Genomic DNA, 16985 nt, shown 5'->3' on the forward strand with positions numbered 1-16985 from the left:
CGCCGCGGGCTTACAGCGAACTGAGCAGAGCCACGCGGCCGCGGACGCGGAGCCTGTTGAGGGTCGACTGACGCAACCGGGCGATGCGCTCGATCATTCGATTCCCGAGGCCCTCGAGCAAGTCCTCACTCAAATCTATTGGGGCCGGACACAAGTCGCGTTCCTCTTCGAAGGCGTGGGCATCGAGGACCTTGACGAACGACTGCCATTCGTGTTCGTAGTCCGGCGCGGTCGGCGACGTCCGCAGGAGCGCCGCCAGCTGGTCGAAGACTTGGCGGTGCTCGGCATGGGCGATGGCGACGAGTGTGCTCGCCGCCGATACCGCCGGATAGAACAGGTCGTCTTCGATGCGCATGTGGATGTCCAACTCAATCAACAACTCGTCGAGAGCAACTTGGCGCTCGTCGGTGTCCGGCGGTATCGCGGTGATCTTTTCGCAGAGTCCGCGCAAGACTTTGTGGTGCTCGAACAGCACGTCGTAGGCGTTCATTGTGCGACTCCGCGCACCTCGACGAGTCCGTCGCGGATCCGCGCCGGATAACGCGGCAGCGCCGCTGTTGCCGGTCCGCGCAACACTTCTCCCGATTCGCACGCGAACCGTGAACCGTGCCAGGGGCAAACGATGCGATCGCGGTCGATCCAGCCGTCATTCATCGGCGCGCCCAGGTGGGGGCAGTGTTCACCGACGGCCAATACCCGGCCTTCGGTGCGATACAGCACCACGCCGACGCCGGCCACCTCGACCCGCTGAGGCTGGCCGTCCAGCGCCGCGGCCGCCAACACCGGCGTCCACTGGTCCCCACCGAGCCGCGCGCCGGAGCGGTCGACCCCGGCGCCCGATCCGAACACCAACGTCCCACCGAGGTAGCCGGCGCCAAGGGTCAGGCCATAGCCCAGCGCGCTCGCCGCCATCCCGCGCCGATGTCGGCCGCGCCGGCGCTCCCACCAGGACGTCGCGTACAGGCCCGTCGCGACGGTGTTGAGGAAGCCGTGCACGAGACCGATCCGGCGCGATTGTTCGTGGGTGTGTTGCCAGTCGGTCAGGCCGGTGGCGGCCGCGCCGACGCTGCCAACGAGCCCGACGCCGAGCGCGAACCTCGACGCGCCGCGTAACTGTGCGGCGCTCCCGGGCAACGCGCTGACCGCATCCATCGCGACCGTCGTCGTCAGCGCTCCCATCGGGACCGACGTCACAGCCGGATGCAACGGATGACCGAGCCAGGTGCCGTGCAAGAAGTTGCTGATCCGGTCCCGATGCCGCCCCGCGGCGGCGAACAGGAAGGTCAGCGCGTGCTCGAGTCGGTAGCTCGGCCGGTCCAGCCACGCTTGTCGTCCCAGTGTTGTGCGTGCGTGTGCCACAGTGCGTCCCCTCCGGGGTGCGAGCACCGGCGTGGCGCAACGCGTCTCGGCGCCGCGTCGGCTCTAGACGGCGGCTGGTGCGCCGCGTCCATGTCTGGTTCACGGACTGCGGCTGCGAATCGTTCAGTCGAGGGCGACCGCTCGGGCTGTGGTGGGGCGCCGGCGTTGTCGGAGCGTTGTCGGAGCGCGACAACGCGGCATCGCGCCGTTGTCCGGCTGGGGCAAGCGTCGACGCGCCCGGCGACGTGACCATGGAATCAGCAACGGACGAAGACTTCGCCCCCAGGGCGACCCGAGTCGTCAGGGGCGGTGCACCGGCCCGCCCGCCCCTGGCGGCAACCCCTCCGACACGAAAGGATGCCACGCGCCATGACCACCATTCAGCGCATCCGGATGACGCCGCAGGACTACACGCGATTGCACGAGGAGCTGACCGGGCTGCGGTCGCGCCGCGGTGTCGAGGTTCCCGACGACCTCATGGACTACAACCCGAAACGCCGTGCGCGTCAGTCCGTGCGACGCGCGCGCATCTGCCAGATCGAGGGTCTGCTGTCCAACGCGGTCGTCGTCGGCGAAGGGGCCGCCTTTGATCCCGTCGCCGAAGCGGGCAAGGTGTTGACCATCCGCTACGACGACACCGGCGAAACCGAGACGTTTCTGCTCGGCAGGCCGTGTCCCGGGGACGCCGGCATCAAGGCGTACTCGATGGCGTCCCCGCTGGGCCGAGCGATCGCCGGCGCCCGTCCCGGCGATCAGCGTTTCTACGCCATCCCGGACGGGACGGGGCGGTCCGTGACACTACTGAAGGCGCTGCCGTACGGGATGCACGCGGCGAAACGCCGCGCGCCACAGGTGGTCTTGCGGTGATGAAGGTGATGGAAGCGACCCGCCGCGGCGTCCCGAAACTCGACGGACTCACCGAGAAAGTGAAAACTGTTCTCATGCAACATGATTCGGCATATGTTCCCGACAAGCAGATCCACCGATGGGAGGGCGAGGGCGGCGCGCAATGCCCCGCCCAGGCCGCGGCGGAGACCTGAAAACTCAGCGGCCGCGCGTCGCGTGAGGGCGCGGGCCGAACAGGATCGGGGGGTCAGGCGCTGCGCCGGATGCCTCGGCCGATGTCGCCCTTGAGCAGGAGGTCGCGCTCGGATTCCGACAGGCCGCCCCAAACCCCGTAGGGTTCACCGACTTCGAGGGCGTGCGAACGGCATTCCTGGATCACCGGGCACTGCCGGCACATTTCCTTGGCGCGCTGCTCGCGTTGCATGCGGGCGCGTCCGCGCTCGCCGTCGGGGTGGAAAAACACCGCTGAGTCAACGCCGCGGCACAAGCCCTGCAGTTGCCAATTCCAGATGTCGGCGTTGGGCCCAGGTAGCTGCTCCGGCTGTGGCATTGGTTCGTTCCCTCTCTGCACGGCCCGCCAAGTGAGGTCAGGTTCGCGAAAGCGATGTGTGCAACTTAAATTAAGTCGAGTGGAGTCCCCGATGACTACCCGTCATGAGTAGACGTTAGGGGCGACGGTGAATTTCCGTCAATAGCCACTTAGCCCGGCAAAGTATGTGTCCATTGGGGCAGAATTAACTTTGCGTTCATCTCGAATGAAATTGCGGTGCCGACGCGGCGCTACCAGGCAGTTGACCCGAAAGGAGATTTCCCAGCTCAGCGCCCGACCGGAGCCACGGACCGAATTTATCCATGAGCTATAGTGATTAACTGTTCGGTAACAGGAAGACCACAAACTGTTTACTACATCATTGTGATTGAAACTCGTCACACTTCCTTGATTGGGCGGCAGCTGGCCGACGCCGCCTTCGGCGACCGGCCCGACGACTGGCCGCTGCCCTCGGCGACGACGCCGGCGCAACTGTGGCTGCGCGCCGTGGCGGCCGGGGGACAGGGACGCTATGGCGCCGCCCAACGCGACCTCGCGGCGCTGCGGCGCGCCGCGCCGGCCGGCCGGCTGGCCTCGTTGGCCATGAGCACCCAGGGATCGTTTCTGCGGCAGCTCGGTTGGCACACCCTGGCGCGCGGCTGGGACGGGCGCGCCCTGGCGGTGGCCGGCACCGATCCCGAGGCGGGGGCCGACGCCCTGATCGGGCTGGCGGCCGACGCGCTGGGCGTCGGGCGCTTCGCGGCCGCGGCGACGCTGCTGGCGCGCGCCGACCCGCTGCTGGCGGCCCGGGACTCCGAAGCGTCGGTGCCCGACCGGCTTCCGGTGCGCCGCCGGTGGGTGGCCGCCGAGCTCGCGATGGCCCGCGGCGAGGGCGACGTCGCCGTCCGTCACGCCGGCGAAGCCGTGCAGCTGGCGGCGGCCATGGCCATCCCGTCGGCCCGGCACCGCGTCAAAAGCGAGGTGGTGCTGGCGGCCGCGCTGTGCAGCGCGGGAAACCTCGAGCGTGCCCGCGCGGTCGCGGACGCCGCGTTGCAGTCCACCGGACGGTTAGGTCTGCTCCCGCTTCGTTGGGCGTTGGCGTGCTTGCTGATTGATATCGAAAGCGTCACTTTTTCGGCACGTCAACTGCACGAAATCCGCGATGTCTGCGCAGGCCAGGTGCGGCACGCCGGTGGGACGTGGCGTTCCGCTTGAATCGGCCTCCCGCCCGTTATTGTCATTTCGTTAGTTAGCCCAGTTGGCCCGCGATGTGTCCGGTTCGTAACGTTAGGGATATCACCGTCGATGACAATTCCAGCAGGGGAACGTCTCGATGCTGTGGTCGCCAAGGCCGTCACCGGAGACCACGGCGCACTGAGGGAGGTGCTGGAGACCATCCGTCCGATCGTCGTGCGCTATTGCCGGGCCCGCGTCGGCACGGTCGACCGCGGTGGCCTGTCAGCTGATGACGTGGCGCAGGAGGTGTGCTTGGCGACCATCACGGCGCTGCCCCGCTATCGCGACCGCGGACGCCCCTTTCTGGCCTTCCTGTACGGCATCGCGGCCCACAAGGTCGCCGACGCCCATCGGGCCGCCGGTCGTGACCTCGCCTACCCCACCGAGTCGATTCCCGAACGGTGGTCGCCCGACGCCGGGCCCGAACAGCTTGCCATCGAAGCCGATTCGGTGAGCCGGATGAGCGAACTGCTCGAAATCCTGCCCGCCAAGCAGCGCGAGATCTTGATCCTGCGCGTCGTCGTCGGCCTGTCCGCCGAAGAGACCGCGGCCGCGGTCGGCAGTACCACGGGGGCCGTCCGAGTTGCCCAGCACCGCGCGTTGTCGCGGTTGAAGTCCGAAATGATTGCGGCAGGTGACTGTGCCTGAATCCCTTAATGAATTCGCCCGCACCGATCTGCTCCTCGATGCGCTGGCCCAGCGCCGGCCGGTGAGCGTCGAGGACCCCGACGACCCTGATTTTCAGGTGCTGACCACGATGCTCGAGGACTGGCGCGACAACCTGCGATGGCCCCCGGCCAGCGCGCTGGTGACACCCGAGGAGGCCGTCAACGCACTGCGCACCGGGCTGGCCGAGCGCGGGCGGGGCCGTCGCGGTCTGACCGCCATCGCCTCGGTCGCCGCCGCGCTGATCGCGCTCAGTGGCTTCGGCGCCATGGTGGTCGAGGCCCGCCCCGGCACCCCGCTGCACGGGCTGCACGCGATGTTCTTCGACCAGCCGCGCGTCAACGAAAAGCAGGAAATGCTGGCCGCCAAGGCCGACCTGGCCAAGGTGCAGGAATCGATCGACCGCGGCGAGTGGGACCTGGCCAGAAATCAGCTGACCGACGTGAGCAGTCTGGTGCAGTCGATCGACGACCCGGTCACCAAGCAGGACCTGACGAACCAGCTGAAGTTGTTGAACGCCAAGGTCGAATCGCGCAATCCGAGCGCCACATTGCCGGCCCCGACGGCCTCGTCAGCCACGCCGAAGGCGGCTACTCCTTAGCGGTGGTAATCAGTGCCGGCGGTGGAAGCCGTCGGCATCCGACGTCGCTTCGTTGAGCGAGGCGTCGGCGTAGCCCCGGCAGTAATCCCACGTGACGTAGGCATCCGGCTCGGGGTCATAGGCGGGCTCGTGCGGGCGCACGGTGCCGTCGATCAACAGCTGCAGCAGGTTGGCCCGCAGCATGTCCCAGTCGTGGTAGTGATCCTGCTGACATTCGTCGCAGCAGACCACGAGTCCGCGAATACCTTTGTGCGCCAGCAACGCTTCGTACACAGCCAGATCCGCGAGGTCGGCCTCGACGGCCATCCGCTCTTGGGAATCCAGGGGCTGGCCTGGCTCGACGGCTTCCAGCGCCGCCGACGGATCGCAGGGGTCGTCGGCGAAAGGATCGGGCGGCAAACCCGGTGGGAGGTGGTCGCGCACGCCCCTAGCCTACGCAGCCCGGTCGGGATAACGCCAGCAGGGAGCCGTTCCGTTCGGGGTGCGCCGCGCGCCCCGAGCAAGCGAACGCCAGGGCTGTGCGTGATTGCCCGGCTTCCTCCTCGCGCCGTCCCGGCGCGCATCGTCACCGGGGGAAGGGGAGCCGATAGGATGGGCTTCTCACGCCGCATCGTATGGAGGGCCCCACTGATGACCCGTGGCACGTCCCACCTGGAAGCCAGCTCCGACCTCGTCGGCAGTCCCTATGTCCGGGTCGGTGGCTTGGTCGACGACCCGGTGCCCACCGGGGGCGACAACCCACACAAGATCGCGATGCTGGGGCTGACGTTCGACGACGTCCTGTTGTTGCCCGCGGCCTCCGACGTGGTCCCCGCCACCGCCGACACGTCCAGCCAGCTCACCAAGAAGATCAGGCTCAAAGTGCCGCTGGTGAGTTCGGCGATGGACACCGTCACCGAGTCGCGGATGGCGATCGCGATGGCGCGCGCCGGCGGCATGGGCGTACTGCACCGCAACCTGCCGGTCGCCGAACAGGCCGGCCAGGTGGAGATGGTGAAGCGCTCGGAGGCGGGCATGGTCACCGATCCGGTCACCTGCCGCCCGGACAACACGCTGGCTCAGGTCGACGCGCTGTGCGCGCGGTTCCGCATCTCCGGCCTGCCCGTGGTCGACGAATCGGGCGCACTCGTCGGCATCATCACCAACCGCGACATGCGCTTCGAGGTCGACCAGACCAAGAAGGTCGCCGAGGTGATGACCAAGGCCCCGCTGATCACCGCGCAGGAGGGGGTGTCCGCCGACGCGGCGCTGGGCCTGTTGCGGCGCCACAAGATCGAGAAGCTGCCCATCGTCGACGGCCATGGCCGGCTGACCGGCCTGATCACCGTCAAAGACTTCGTCAAGACAGAACAGCACCCGCTGGCCACCAAGGACAGCGACGGCCGGCTGCTGGTCGGCGCCGCCGTCGGCGTCGGCGGCGACGCCTGGGTGCGCGCGATGATGCTGGTCGATGCCGGGGTGGACGTGCTGATCGTGGACACCGCGCACGCGCACAACCGGCTGGTGCTCGACATGGTCGGCAAGCTCAAGGCCGAGGCCGGCGACCGCGTCGAGGTGATCGGCGGCAACGTCGCCACCCGGTCGGCCGCGGCCGCGCTGGTCGCCGCCGGCGCCGACGCCGTGAAGGTGGGCGTGGGTCCGGGGTCGATCTGCACCACCCGGGTGGTGGCCGGCGTCGGCGCGCCGCAGATCACCGCGATCCTGGAAGCCGTCGCCGCCTGCGGGCCGGCCGGCGTGCCGGTGATCGCCGACGGCGGGCTGCAGTACTCCGGCGACATCGCCAAGGCGCTGGCCGCCGGGGCGTCGACGGCCATGCTGGGCTCGTTGCTGGCGGGCACCGCCGAGGCGCCCGGCGAGCTGATCTTCGTCAACGGCAAGCAGTTCAAGAGCTACCGCGGCATGGGGTCGCTGGGGGCCATGGCCGGTCGGGGCTCCGGGACCGGAAAGTCGTACTCCAAGGACCGCTACTTCGCCGACGACGCGCTCTCCGAAGACAAGCTGGTGCCCGAGGGCATCGAGGGCCGGGTGCCGTTCCGGGGCCCGCTGTCCTCGGTGATCCACCAGCTGACCGGCGGCCTGCGCGCGGCGATGGGCTACACCGGCTCGTCGACCATCGAGGAGTTGCAGCAGGCCCAGTTCGTCCGGATCACGGCGGCCGGGCTGCGGGAAAGCCACCCGCACGACGTCGCCATGACGGTCGAAGCCCCCAACTACTACGCGCGCTGAGGCCCAGATGGTCGAGATCGGGATGGGCCGCACCGCCCGTCGCAGCTATGAACTGAGCGAAGTCAGCATCGTCGCGTCCCGGCGCACGCGGTCGTCGCAGGATGTATCGACCGCCTGGCAGCTCGACGCCTACCGGTTCGAGATCCCGGTGCTGGCCCATCCGACCGACGCGCTGGTCTCTCCGGAGTTCGCGATCGAGCTGGGCCGCCTCGGCGGCCTGGGCGTGCTCAACGGCGAGGGGCTGATCGGCCGGCACGCCGACGTCGAGGCCAAGATCGCCCAGCTGGTCGAGGCGGCCAGCAAGGAGCCCGAGCCCTCGGCGGCGATCCGGCTGCTGCAGGAATTCCACGCGGCGCCGCTGAACCCGGACCTGCTGGGCTCGGCCGTCGCCCGCATCCGGGAGGCGGGCGTCACCACCGCGGTGCGGGTCAGCCCGCAAAACGCCCAGGCGCTCACCCCGGCGTTGCTGCAGGCCGGCATCGACCTGCTGGTCATCCAGGGCACCATCGTCTCGGCCGAAAGAGTGGCCAGCGATGGTGAGCCGCTGAACCTCAAGACCTTCATCTCCGAGCTCGACGTGCCGGTGGTCGCCGGCGGTGTGCAGGACCACCGCACCGCGCTGCACCTGATGCGCACCGGCGCCGCCGGCGTCATCGTCGGCTACGGCGCCACCCGGGGCGTGACCACCAGCGACGAGGTGCTGGGCATCAGCGTGCCGATGGCCACCGCGATCGCCGACGCCGCCGCCGCGCGCCGCGAGTACCTCGACGAGACGGGCGGTCGGTACGTGCACGTGCTGGCCGACGGGGACATCCACACGTCGGGCGAGCTGGCCAAGGCCATCGCCTGCGGCGCCGACGCGGTGGTGCTGGGCACGCCGCTCGCCGAGTCCGCCGAGGCGCTCGGCGAGGGCTGGTTCTGGCCGGCCGCGGCCGCGCACCCGTCGTTGCCGCGCGGCGCGCTGCTGCAGATCGCCGTCGGCGAGCGCCCGCCGTTGGACCAGGTGCTGGGCGGCCCGTCCGACGACCCGTTCGGCAGCCTCAACCTGGTCGGCGGCCTGCGCCGGTCGATGGCCAAGGCCGGCTATTGCGACCTCAAGGAGTTCCAGAAGGTCGGCCTGACCGTCGGTAGCTGAGCCCCGAGGGCCGCTGGCTTGTTACCGGCGGGTAAGGCCATACTGGTGCGATGAAGCCGGATTACGACGTACTGATCATCGGTTCGGGTTTCGGGGGAAGCGTCAGCGCGTTGCGGCTGACGGAAAAGGGCTACCGCGTCGGCGTCCTCGAGGCCGGACGCCGGTTCGCCGACGAGGATTTCGCCGAGACATCCTGGGATCTGCGCAAGTTTTTGTGGGCGCCGAAGCTGGGTTGCTACGGCATCCAGCGCATCCACCCGTTGAAGAACGTGTTGATCCTGGCGGGCGCCGGGGTGGGCGGCGGCTCGCTGAACTACGCCAACACGCTCTATGTGCCGCCGGAGCCGTTTTTCAAAGACCCGCAGTGGACGCACATCACCGACTGGCGCGACGAGCTGATGCCGCACTACGACCAGGCGCGACGCATGCTGGGCGTGGTGGAGAACCCGACCTTCACCGACGCCGACCGCGTCGTCAAACAGGTCGCCGACGAGATGGGCTGCGGCGAGACGTTCGTGCCGACCCCGGTCGGGGTGTTCTTCGGTCCCGACGGCACCAAGGCGCCGGGCAAAACCGTGCCGGACCCCTACTTCGGCGGTGCGGGACCCGAGCGCACCGGCTGCCTGGAATGCGGTTGCTGCATGACCGGCTGCCGCTACGGCGCCAAGAACACCCTGCTGAAGAACTACCTGTTTCTTGCGGAATCCGGTGGGGCGCAAGTCATTCCGATGACCACGGTGAAGCGGTTCGAGCAGCGTGCCGATGGGCTGTGGGAGGTCCGCACCGTGCGCACCGGAAGTTGGCTGCGCCGCGACCAGCGGACCTACACCGCCAAGCACCTGATCCTGGCGGCCGGGACCTGGGGCACCCAGCACCTGCTGTTCAAGATGCGCGACGAGGGCCGGCTGCCCCGGCTCTCCAAGCGCCTCGGCGTGCTGACCCGCACCAACTCCGAATCCATCGTCGGGGCCGGGCGCCTGGAGGTCTCGCCGGATCTGGACCTGACCCACGGGGTGGCGATCACGTCGTCGATCCACCCGACACCCGACACCCACATCGAGCCGGTCCGCTACGGCAAGGGCTCCAACGCGATGGGGCTGTTGCAGACGTTGATGACCGACGGCCCCGGACCGGAAGGCACCGACGTGCCGCGCTGGAAGCAATTGCTGGACACCGCCCGCGAGGATCCGCGGGCCATGCTGCGGCTGCTCAATCCGCGCCAGTGGAGCGAGCGCACCATGATCGCGCTGGTCATGCAGCACCTGGACAACTCGATCACCACCTTCACCAAACGCGGCAAGCTGGGCATCCGTTGGTACACCAGCAAGCAGGGCCACGGCGAGCCGAACCCGACGTGGATCCCGGTCGGCAACGAGGTCACCCGCCGCATCGCCGCCAAGATCGACGGCGTGGCCGGCGGCACCTGGGGCGAGCTGCTGAACATCCCGCTGACCGCGCACTTTCTCGGCGGCGCGGTGATCGGCGACAACGCCGACCACGGGGTCATCGACCCCTATCACCGCGTCTACGGCTACCCGACCCTGTTCGTGGTGGACGGCGCCGCCATCTCGGCGAACCTGGGCGTGAACCCGTCGCTGTCGATCACCGCCCAGGCCGAGCGGGCCGCGTCGCTGTGGCCGAACAACGGCGAGAACGACCAGCGCCCGGCGCAGGGCGAGTCCTATCGCCGGCTGGACCCGATAGCGCCAGCGCACCCGCGGGTGCCCCTCTCCGCCCCGGGTGCGCTGCGCTGGTTACCGGTCGATCCGGTCAGCTCGGTCTCGTGACGATCGCGAGCGCGGCCGTGGCGATCGCGTCGTCGTCATCGGGCTTTAACTCGCCAACACCTCCAGCGGTGTGCCGCTGACCACTCGGCTGCGCTCGCCGCGCACGTTGACGGGAACATCGCCCATCAAGGTGATGCGGTGCATGAGCCTGGGCTGGTCGTCGTAGTCGTCGATCGCCCGGTGCTGGGTCGCGCGGTTGTCCCACATGGCGACATCGCCCGGCGCCCAACTCCAGCGAATAGTGTTCTCCGGCATGGTGATTCGCCGCTGCAGCAGTTCCAACAGCACGCTCGACTCATGGCTGTCCAGGCCGACGAAGCCGCGCACGAAATCGCCGGCCAGCAGAGCGCGTTCACCGGTCTCGGGGTGCACCCGCACCACGGGATGTTCGGTGCGAAAGTCCGGTTTCTCGAAGGCTTGTCGAAACGCCCGCTGCGGTTCGCTCATCGACATGACCGCTTCGCCTGCCACGTAGTCGTAGCGGTTGGTGTGCAGCGCCCAGAGGTTTTCCACCAGGTGCTTCAGCGGCTCGGGCAGATGCTGGTAGGCCGCCACGGTCGAGGCCCACAGCGTGGAGCCGCCATAGCTGGGCAGGTTGACCGCGCGCAGGATCGAGGCCGCCGGGTAGTTGGCGGCGAATGTCACGTCGGTGTGCCAGCGGGTCGCCTTGCCGTACTCGGAGTCGATCGGCGTGATCACCGGCATGTGCTTGGCGGCCAGGGTTGATGCGGCCGGGTGGCCGATGGGAGTGCCCAGCAGGCGGGCGAAATCGAGCTGCCGCGCGTCGTCGAGGTGGTGCTGGTGGCGAAAGAAGACGACCTTGTGCGTCAACAGCGCCCGGCGGATCGTCTCGACCGCCGCGTCGTCCAAATCGCCGCCGAGGCTCACGCCGTCGATCCGGGCCCCGATGCGGCTTCCCAGCTTGGTGACGGTTATCTGACCTGTCATGTCGTCTTCCTTGGGTCAAAACGGGTGTAGTCAACTGACTACATTTGGTAGTGTAGTCACATGACTACAACTTCCGCAACAGGCCGCGGGAAGGTGCCGACCGGGCGGGCGGAAGTGGCCGCGGCGATCTTGGAGGCGGCCACCGATCTGTTCGCCGAGCGCGGCCCGGCCGCGACCTCGATCCGCGACATCGCCGCGCGCTCCAACGTCAATCACGGGCTGGTGTTCCGGCACTTCGGCACCAAGGAACAACTCGTCGGCGCCGTGCTCGACCACCTGGGGGCCAACCTGAGCGCCCTGCTGGAGACCGACACACCCGCCGATGTGGTGCAGCGGTCCCTGGACCGCCAGATGCGGGTGATGGCCCGCACCGTGCTCGACGGGTATCCGGCGGGGCAGCTGCAGAAGCGCTTCCCCAACATCGCGACCCTGCTCGACGGGGTGCGGCCGCTCTACGATGACGAGGTCAAGGCGCGGCTCGCGGTCGCCAATGCCCTTGCGCTGCAGTTCGGTTGGCGGTTGTTCGCGCCGGTCCTGCGCTCGGCGACCGGAATCGAAGAGCTGAGCGACGCCGAACTACGCGCCGCGGTGGGCGTCGAGGTCGAGCGGATTCTGGGGCCCGCCGACGCTCAGTGAGGCCGCGACAGGATCCGCCGGTGCATGGGCTCGCGGCCCGGCGGTTGGTGCGGCGGCGGCAGTTGCGGCTTGCGGGGACGCACGGCGACCGTCGTCGGGGACTCGGTGCTCAGCTCGAGGTCCTCGCCGGCGTGCCGGATGGTCAGCTCGCCGCCGGGCCCGTCGCGCAGCGTATACGTGACGTCGACATGGTTGACGTCGATGGTGACCCGGAAGTCGCGCCACCGCAGCCGGAATCGCAACCGCGAAATCCCGTCCGGCAGCGCAGGATCCAGTGACAGCACGCCCTCGTCGTCGCGCAGGCCGCCGAACCCGGACACCAGCGCGGTCCATGCGCCGGCGAGCGAGGCCATGTGCAGACCGTCGCGGGTGTTGTGGTGCAGGTCGCGCAGGTCGATCAGCGCGGCCTCGTAGGCGTAGTCGTGCGCCAGCTCCAAATGCCCGACCTCGGCGCACATCACCGCCTGGGTGCAGGCCGACAGCGACGAGTCACGGACCATGCGCGGCTCGTAGTAGTCGACGTTGCGGGCCTTCTGTTCTGGGGTGAACGCGTGGCTCTGCCAGTGCATCGCCAGCACCAGGTCGGCCTGCTTGATCACCTGCGCGGGGTAGAGCCGGACGTAGGCCTCGTGCAGCAGCAGCGGGTAGGTGGTGTTCTTCTCGAAGTCCCATTCGGCGTAGGTGGTGAACCCCTCGCACTGCTGATGGACCTCGAGGCCGGCGTCATACGGGATGTGGGCGGCGTCGGCGGCATCGCGCCAGGCCGCCGCCTCCTCGGTGGTGACCCCCAGCGCCTTGGCCGCGTCCGGATGGCGGTTGCAGGCGTCGGCGGCGGTGTGCAGGTTGTGCGCGGCCATCAGGTTGGTGAAGGCGTTGTCGCGCACGACCGCGGTGTACTCGTCGGGGCCGGTGACGCCGTCCAGGTGCCAGACTCCGTGCCGGTCGTGATGGCCCAGCGAGAGCCATAACCGGGCGGTCTCGACCAGTACCTTCAGGCCGCAGTCGGCTTCCAGGTCGTTGTCGCCGGTGACGATGCGGTAGCGCTCGAAGGCCATCGCGATGTCGGCGTTGATGTGCCAGGCCGCCGTGCCGGCCGGCCAGTACGCCGAGCACTCCTGCCCCCGGATGGTCCGCCAGGGGAAGGCGGCGCCCTCCAGGCCCAGTTCGGCCGCCCGCTCCTTGGCCAGATCCAGGGTGGAGGCCCGCCACCGCAGCGCGTCGGCCACCGTGTGCGGTGCGGTGTAGGTCAGCACCGGCAGCACGTAACCCTCGGTGTCCCAGAAGGCGTGTCCGTCATAGCCGGTTCCGGTGAGCCCCTTGGCGGCAATGGCGCGGCGTTCGGCGCGGGCGCTGGCCTGCAACAGGTGGAACAGCCCGAAGCGCACGGCCTGCTGGGATTCGGGGTCGCCCTCGACCTCGACGTCCGCGCAATCCCAGAAGTTGTCCAGATATTTCCGTTGCGCATCCAGCAGCCCCTGCCATCCGCTGTAGCGGCCGCCGTGCAGCGCGGCGGCGACCTGGTCGCGCAGCGCCGGACGCGAGCGCATGCTCGACCAGCCGTAGGCCAGGTATTTGACGATGCGCAGCTTCTGTCCCTCGCGCAGCCCGCAGATCACGGTGGTCCGGGCCAGATCGGCGCGCGCGTCGGTGCTGACCTCGACGCGGCCGGGAACCTCGACCTCGTGATCCATGCCGGCGGCCATCATCAGCGCGCTACTGCGGGTGCGGTGCATGAGAACCGCTCCGGTATCGGTCTTTTCGTGGTCGACCTCTTCGAGCGGATTCTCCAAGATGGCCGACACGCGGGGGTCGCCGGAGGTCTGCGGCAGATCCTCGTTGGTGACCAGTTCGGACTGCACCGTGACCCGCACGAATTCGCCGACCGCCTCCACGACGTACTCGATGGCGGCAAGACCGCGGTGGGGCAGGGACACGAGCCGGGTGGAGACCACCTTGATCTCTTTGCCCGCGGGCGAGCGCCAGTGCGCGGTTCTCTTGAGCGTTCCGGCGCGCAGATCGAGATTGCGCTCGTGGGAGATCAGTTCGCCGTAGCGCACGTCGAAGGGCTCGTCCTCGACCAGCAGCCGAATGATCTTGCCATTGGTGACGTCGACGAGCGTCTGGCCGGCTTCCGGGTAGCCGTAGCCGGCTTCGGCGTAGGGCAGCGGCCGGATCTCGTAGAAGGAGTTCAGGTAGGTGCCCGGCAGCCCGTAGGGTTCGCCCTCGTCGAGATTGCCGCGCAGCCCGATGTGCCCGTTGGACAGGGTGAACAGGGATTCCGACTGGGCCAGCAAGTTGAGGTCGAGCTGGGTTTCGCGAACGTGCCAGGGGTCAACGGGAAACGATTCGTCGGTGATCATGACTGCAGCAACTCGGCGAGGTCGCTGACCACCACGTCCGCGCCGTTGCGGCGTAAGTCCTCGGCTTGGCCCACTCTGTCGACACCTATCACGCAACCGAAGTTACCGGCCCGCCCGGCGGCCACCCCGGACAAGGCGTCCTCGAACACGGCCGCCGCCTGGGCGGGAACGTCGAGCAGTTCCGCGCCGCGCAGGTAGGAGTCGGGCGCCGGCTTGCCGGCGATGTGCTCCTGGCGCAGCGTGATGCCGTCCACCCGCTTCTGCACGAACCGGTCCAGGCCCGTGACCTCGAGGACGTCGCGGGTGTTGGCGCTCGACGATACCACCGCGATGCCCAGGCCGGCCGCCGACGCCGCCTCGAGGTAGCGCCGCGATCCCTCGAACACCTTGACGCCGTCCTGTTTGAGGACCTTCTGGAACATGTCGTTCTTGCGGTTGCCCAGGCCGTAGACCGTCTCGGCGTCATCGGGGTCGTCGGGGCTGCCGTCGGGCAGCTCGATGCCGCGGCTTTCCAGAAACGAGCGGACCCCGTCCTCGCGTTTCTTGCCGTCCACGTATTTGCGGTAATCCGCGGCCGCGTCGAAGGGGACGAATGCGTCGCCGGTGCGCTTCGCCCGGTCGGACAGGTAGGCGTCGAACATGGCCTTCCAGGCCTTGGTGTGCACACTGGCGGTGTCGGTGAGCACGCCGTCGAGGTCGAACAGGCAGGCGCGCACCTTTTCTGGCAGACCCAGCTCTGAGCTCACCGGCGGTCCTCGCTTTCTGGTCTCGGGGGTGGTTAACCGATACCCACTCCACCATGCCGCCATGTGTGCCGCCAGCGTTTCGGCGTCCGGCGCCGCGGCGGGGCCGGTTTCCCGCGGCGGCTCTGTGCCGTAATGGGTTACGGCAACGACGGATCGCCACCCCCGTTGTCGTGCGCCGCCGACCCGTCGTCGGGGGCCCAGGTGCCCGGGATCATCGGCATGCGGGGTCCGTCGCCGAAGTCATCGCCGGCCAGGGTGGTCAGGCCCGCCGCGGCGACGCGTTCCCTGCGCGCCGTGCCGGCAAAGCCCAGGTCTGCGGCGCCGCGGTGCGACGCCGTCGTCGCCGGCTCGTCCCAGTCCGGGTCGACGTCGACATTCATATCCATGAACTCGTCGCCGTGGCCGCGTTGGCCCGCCCGCCTGCGCCGGCGCGCCCGCGCCGCCTCCCGCGCGGCCGCCGCGGCGACGGCGGCGGCCGAATCAGGCTCGGGCGCTTTCCTTTTCGCGCCGGCAGCGGCGTGCGCGCTCATTCCCGAACCAAACCCGATGCCGGGAGGCGCGAGGGCGTAAGGAGGCACAAAGGGGGCAGCGGCCGGGGCCGGAGGCGCGGGTGGCGCCGGGCTGGCCGCCGCGCCCGCCGCGGGCGCAGGCGCGGGCGCGGGCGCCGGTGCGGCCGCCGCGGCGGGGGCTGCGATGGCGGTGCTGCCGAGCACCGCCGGCAGGGTCGGTGGCGCGGCGGCCGGTGGCGCCACGGGCACCGCGACGGGCGCGGCCGGGGGTGCCGTCGCGGCCAGGCCCGCGAAACCGGCCAGTGCGCCGAAGGGGGCCATGGTGACCAGCATCGGCAGCAACAGCAACTGGGGCTGCGTCGGGAGCCAACTGGCGAGCTGGGCCAGGTGTGTCGGCCAGTCGAGCAGCACCAGGTTGGTGATGAACTCGAAAGCCGCCGCCGGGTTTTCCTGCAACAGGGACCCGAACTGCTGAAAATCGGAAAACAGTTCGAGGGCCCGGACCACCCACCACATCACGTCGCCGGGGTTGGTGTAGGCCTCGTAGGGCAGGCCGTTGAGGGTGCCCTCGACCGGATCCCAGTCGATGCCGAACAGCCGCAGGATCTGGGCGACGAACTGGTTGAGCGGGCTGTCGAACCCGTGCTCGTGGTCGTGGTGGTCGTCGTCCTCCTCGTGATCGTGGTCGTGGGCGGCGGCGTCGGATTTCAGGATCGGCGGCGCCGGATCGGTCGGCGGTATGGCCGCCACCGTCGCCGTGGAGACGGCCTCATAGGTGGCCATCGTGCTGGCGGCCTGGACCCACATCCGCGCATAGTCGGCCTCGTTGACCGCGATCGGAATGGTATTGATCCCAAAGAAATTCGTCGCCACCAGGGCGCCATGGACGACGTGGTTGGTGGTCAGCTCCGGCAGCGTCGGCATCGTGGCCAGCGCCGCGGTGTAGGCGGTGCCCGCCGTCTCGTGCTGCGCGGCCGCCGCCGCGCTGTGTCCGCTGGCCTGCGTCAACCACGCCAGATACGGGGTGTGCGCGGCGACGTAGGATTCGGCGCTGGGCCCCTGCCACGCGCCGGCCTGGGTCGACGTCAGTAGTGCGCTGAGTTCTTCTGCGGCCGAGCCGTATTCGGCACCCATCGCGCTCCACGCCGCCGCCGCGGCGAACAGCGACGCAGGCCCCGGGCCGCTGCTGAGCAACGCCGAGTGCACCTCGGGCGGGGAAGCCATCCACACCGGTGCGGTCATCGTCGGACGTCCCGGTCGCGGTGGGCCCTCGGCGGGGCGATTGCGGCGGGCGACATCATCACGGCAACTCCTGGGCTGGGCGAGCGTGCAGAATCCGCGACCAGTTAATTGAAAATGATTGTCGTTATCAATACTTGCCCGCCGACCTCATGCCAAAGG

Annotated in this window: 16 protein-coding genes and 1 pseudogene; 9 read left to right on the forward strand and 8 right to left on the reverse strand. The window is 69.0% G+C overall.

All coding sequences use genetic code 11. The features are described from left to right. Positions 1-10 precede the first annotated feature (10 nt). Together ACZ50Z_RS25040 and ACZ50Z_RS25045 are read right to left on the reverse strand one after the other, a co-directional pair. On the reverse strand, positions 11-490 hold the full coding sequence (locus ACZ50Z_RS25040; protein WP_464485938.1) for a hemerythrin domain-containing protein: 480 nt from the start codon (positions 488-490) through the stop codon (positions 11-13). Next, positions 487-1359, reverse strand: coding sequence for a Rieske (2Fe-2S) protein (locus ACZ50Z_RS25045; protein ID WP_464485939.1), 873 nt, complete (start codon positions 1357-1359; stop codon positions 487-489). Before ACZ50Z_RS25045 ends, ACZ50Z_RS25040 begins: the two co-directional genes overlap by 4 nt. A 369-nt stretch (positions 1360-1728) precedes the next feature. Between ACZ50Z_RS25045 and ACZ50Z_RS25050 the strand changes: the two genes are divergently transcribed. Together ACZ50Z_RS25050 and ACZ50Z_RS25055 are read left to right on the forward strand one after the other, a co-directional pair. Beyond that, positions 1729-2226: a GreA/GreB family elongation factor gene (locus ACZ50Z_RS25050; protein ID WP_464485940.1), complete on the forward strand. Its 498-nt coding sequence runs from the start codon at positions 1729-1731 to the stop codon at positions 2224-2226. Then, positions 2226-2399 (forward strand): hypothetical protein, encoded by a 174-nt coding sequence (locus ACZ50Z_RS25055; protein ID WP_464485941.1) that lies wholly within the window; start codon positions 2226-2228, stop codon positions 2397-2399. The genes ACZ50Z_RS25050 and ACZ50Z_RS25055 overlap by 1 nt, the downstream gene beginning before the upstream one ends. 53 nt (positions 2400-2452) lie before the next feature. Here ACZ50Z_RS25055 and ACZ50Z_RS25060 read toward each other — a convergent pair whose 3' ends face one another. Beyond that, complete coding sequence (locus tag ACZ50Z_RS25060) at positions 2453-2755, reverse strand: WhiB family transcriptional regulator (RefSeq protein ID WP_020823504.1); 303 nt, start codon at positions 2753-2755, stop codon at positions 2453-2455. A 363-nt stretch (positions 2756-3118) separates the two neighbouring features. Between ACZ50Z_RS25060 and ACZ50Z_RS25065 the strand changes: the two genes are divergently transcribed. From ACZ50Z_RS25065 to ACZ50Z_RS25075, 3 genes and pseudogenes are all read left to right on the forward strand, one after another. Further along, complete coding sequence (locus ACZ50Z_RS25065) at positions 3119-3949, forward strand: hypothetical protein (RefSeq protein ID WP_464485942.1); 831 nt, start codon at positions 3119-3121, stop codon at positions 3947-3949. Positions 3950-4039: 90 nt separating this feature from the next. Continuing rightward, entirely contained in the window at positions 4040-4618 is a 579-nt protein-coding gene (locus ACZ50Z_RS25070; RefSeq protein WP_014381051.1) for a sigma-70 family RNA polymerase sigma factor, read from the forward strand. After that, a pseudogene (locus ACZ50Z_RS25075) lies at positions 4605-5234 on the forward strand (anti-sigma-D factor RsdA); the annotation flags it as partial. The gene ACZ50Z_RS25070 and the pseudogene ACZ50Z_RS25075, both read left to right, overlap by 14 nt. 12 nt (positions 5235-5246) lie before the next feature. On the opposite strand, the gene ACZ50Z_RS25080 reads toward ACZ50Z_RS25075, so the two are convergent. Next, positions 5247-5660, reverse strand: a complete 414-nt coding sequence (locus ACZ50Z_RS25080; RefSeq protein WP_067101334.1) for a DUF5319 domain-containing protein — start codon at positions 5658-5660, stop codon at positions 5247-5249. Between the two features lie 207 nt (positions 5661-5867). Between ACZ50Z_RS25080 and guaB the strand changes: the two genes are divergently transcribed. From guaB to ACZ50Z_RS25095, 3 genes are read left to right on the forward strand one after another with little or no spacing between them, the layout of a single operon-like run. Continuing rightward, positions 5868-7463 carry an IMP dehydrogenase gene (gene guaB, locus ACZ50Z_RS25085; RefSeq protein ID WP_014942860.1) on the forward strand — a complete coding sequence of 532 codons (1596 nt, stop codon included), beginning with the start codon at positions 5868-5870 and terminating at the stop codon, positions 7461-7463. 7 nt (positions 7464-7470) lie between these two features. Further along, positions 7471-8598, forward strand: coding sequence for a GuaB3 family IMP dehydrogenase-related protein (locus ACZ50Z_RS25090; protein WP_464485943.1), 1128 nt, complete (start codon positions 7471-7473; stop codon positions 8596-8598). Between the two features lie 50 nt (positions 8599-8648). After that, positions 8649-10385, forward strand: coding sequence for a GMC oxidoreductase (locus tag ACZ50Z_RS25095; RefSeq protein ID WP_464485944.1), 1737 nt, complete (start codon positions 8649-8651; stop codon positions 10383-10385). A gap of 45 nt (positions 10386-10430) precedes the next feature. Here the strand turns inward: ACZ50Z_RS25095 and ACZ50Z_RS25100 are convergent, their stop codons facing one another. Continuing rightward, positions 10431-11333 (reverse strand): TauD/TfdA dioxygenase family protein, encoded by a 903-nt coding sequence (locus tag ACZ50Z_RS25100; RefSeq protein WP_464485945.1) that lies wholly within the window; start codon positions 11331-11333, stop codon positions 10431-10433. A gap of 60 nt (positions 11334-11393) precedes the next feature. On the opposite strand from ACZ50Z_RS25100, the gene ACZ50Z_RS25105 reads away from it, so the two are divergent. Then, positions 11394-11969, forward strand: a complete 576-nt coding sequence (locus ACZ50Z_RS25105) for a TetR/AcrR family transcriptional regulator (protein ID WP_464485946.1) — start codon at positions 11394-11396, stop codon at positions 11967-11969. Here ACZ50Z_RS25105 and ACZ50Z_RS25110 read toward each other — a convergent pair. The 3 genes from ACZ50Z_RS25110 to ACZ50Z_RS25120 form a co-directional block, all read right to left on the reverse strand. Beyond that, the gene (locus ACZ50Z_RS25110; protein ID WP_464485947.1) at positions 11963-14329 is read right to left on the reverse strand and encodes a glycoside hydrolase family 65 protein; all 2367 of its coding nucleotides are present in this window, start codon (positions 14327-14329) and stop codon (positions 11963-11965) included. The genes ACZ50Z_RS25105 and ACZ50Z_RS25110 overlap by 7 nt on opposite strands. Continuing rightward, positions 14326-15138, reverse strand: coding sequence for a beta-phosphoglucomutase family hydrolase (locus ACZ50Z_RS25115; protein ID WP_464485948.1), 813 nt, complete (start codon positions 15136-15138; stop codon positions 14326-14328). Before ACZ50Z_RS25115 ends, ACZ50Z_RS25110 begins: the two co-directional genes overlap by 4 nt. A gap of 74 nt (positions 15139-15212) precedes the next feature. Then, entirely contained in the window at positions 15213-16826 is a 1614-nt protein-coding gene (locus ACZ50Z_RS25120; RefSeq protein WP_464485949.1) for a PPE domain-containing protein, read from the reverse strand. Positions 16827-16985: the final 159 nt, after the last annotated feature.

Source organism: Mycobacterium sp. NTMscope_MAC_269, assembly GCF_976985695.1.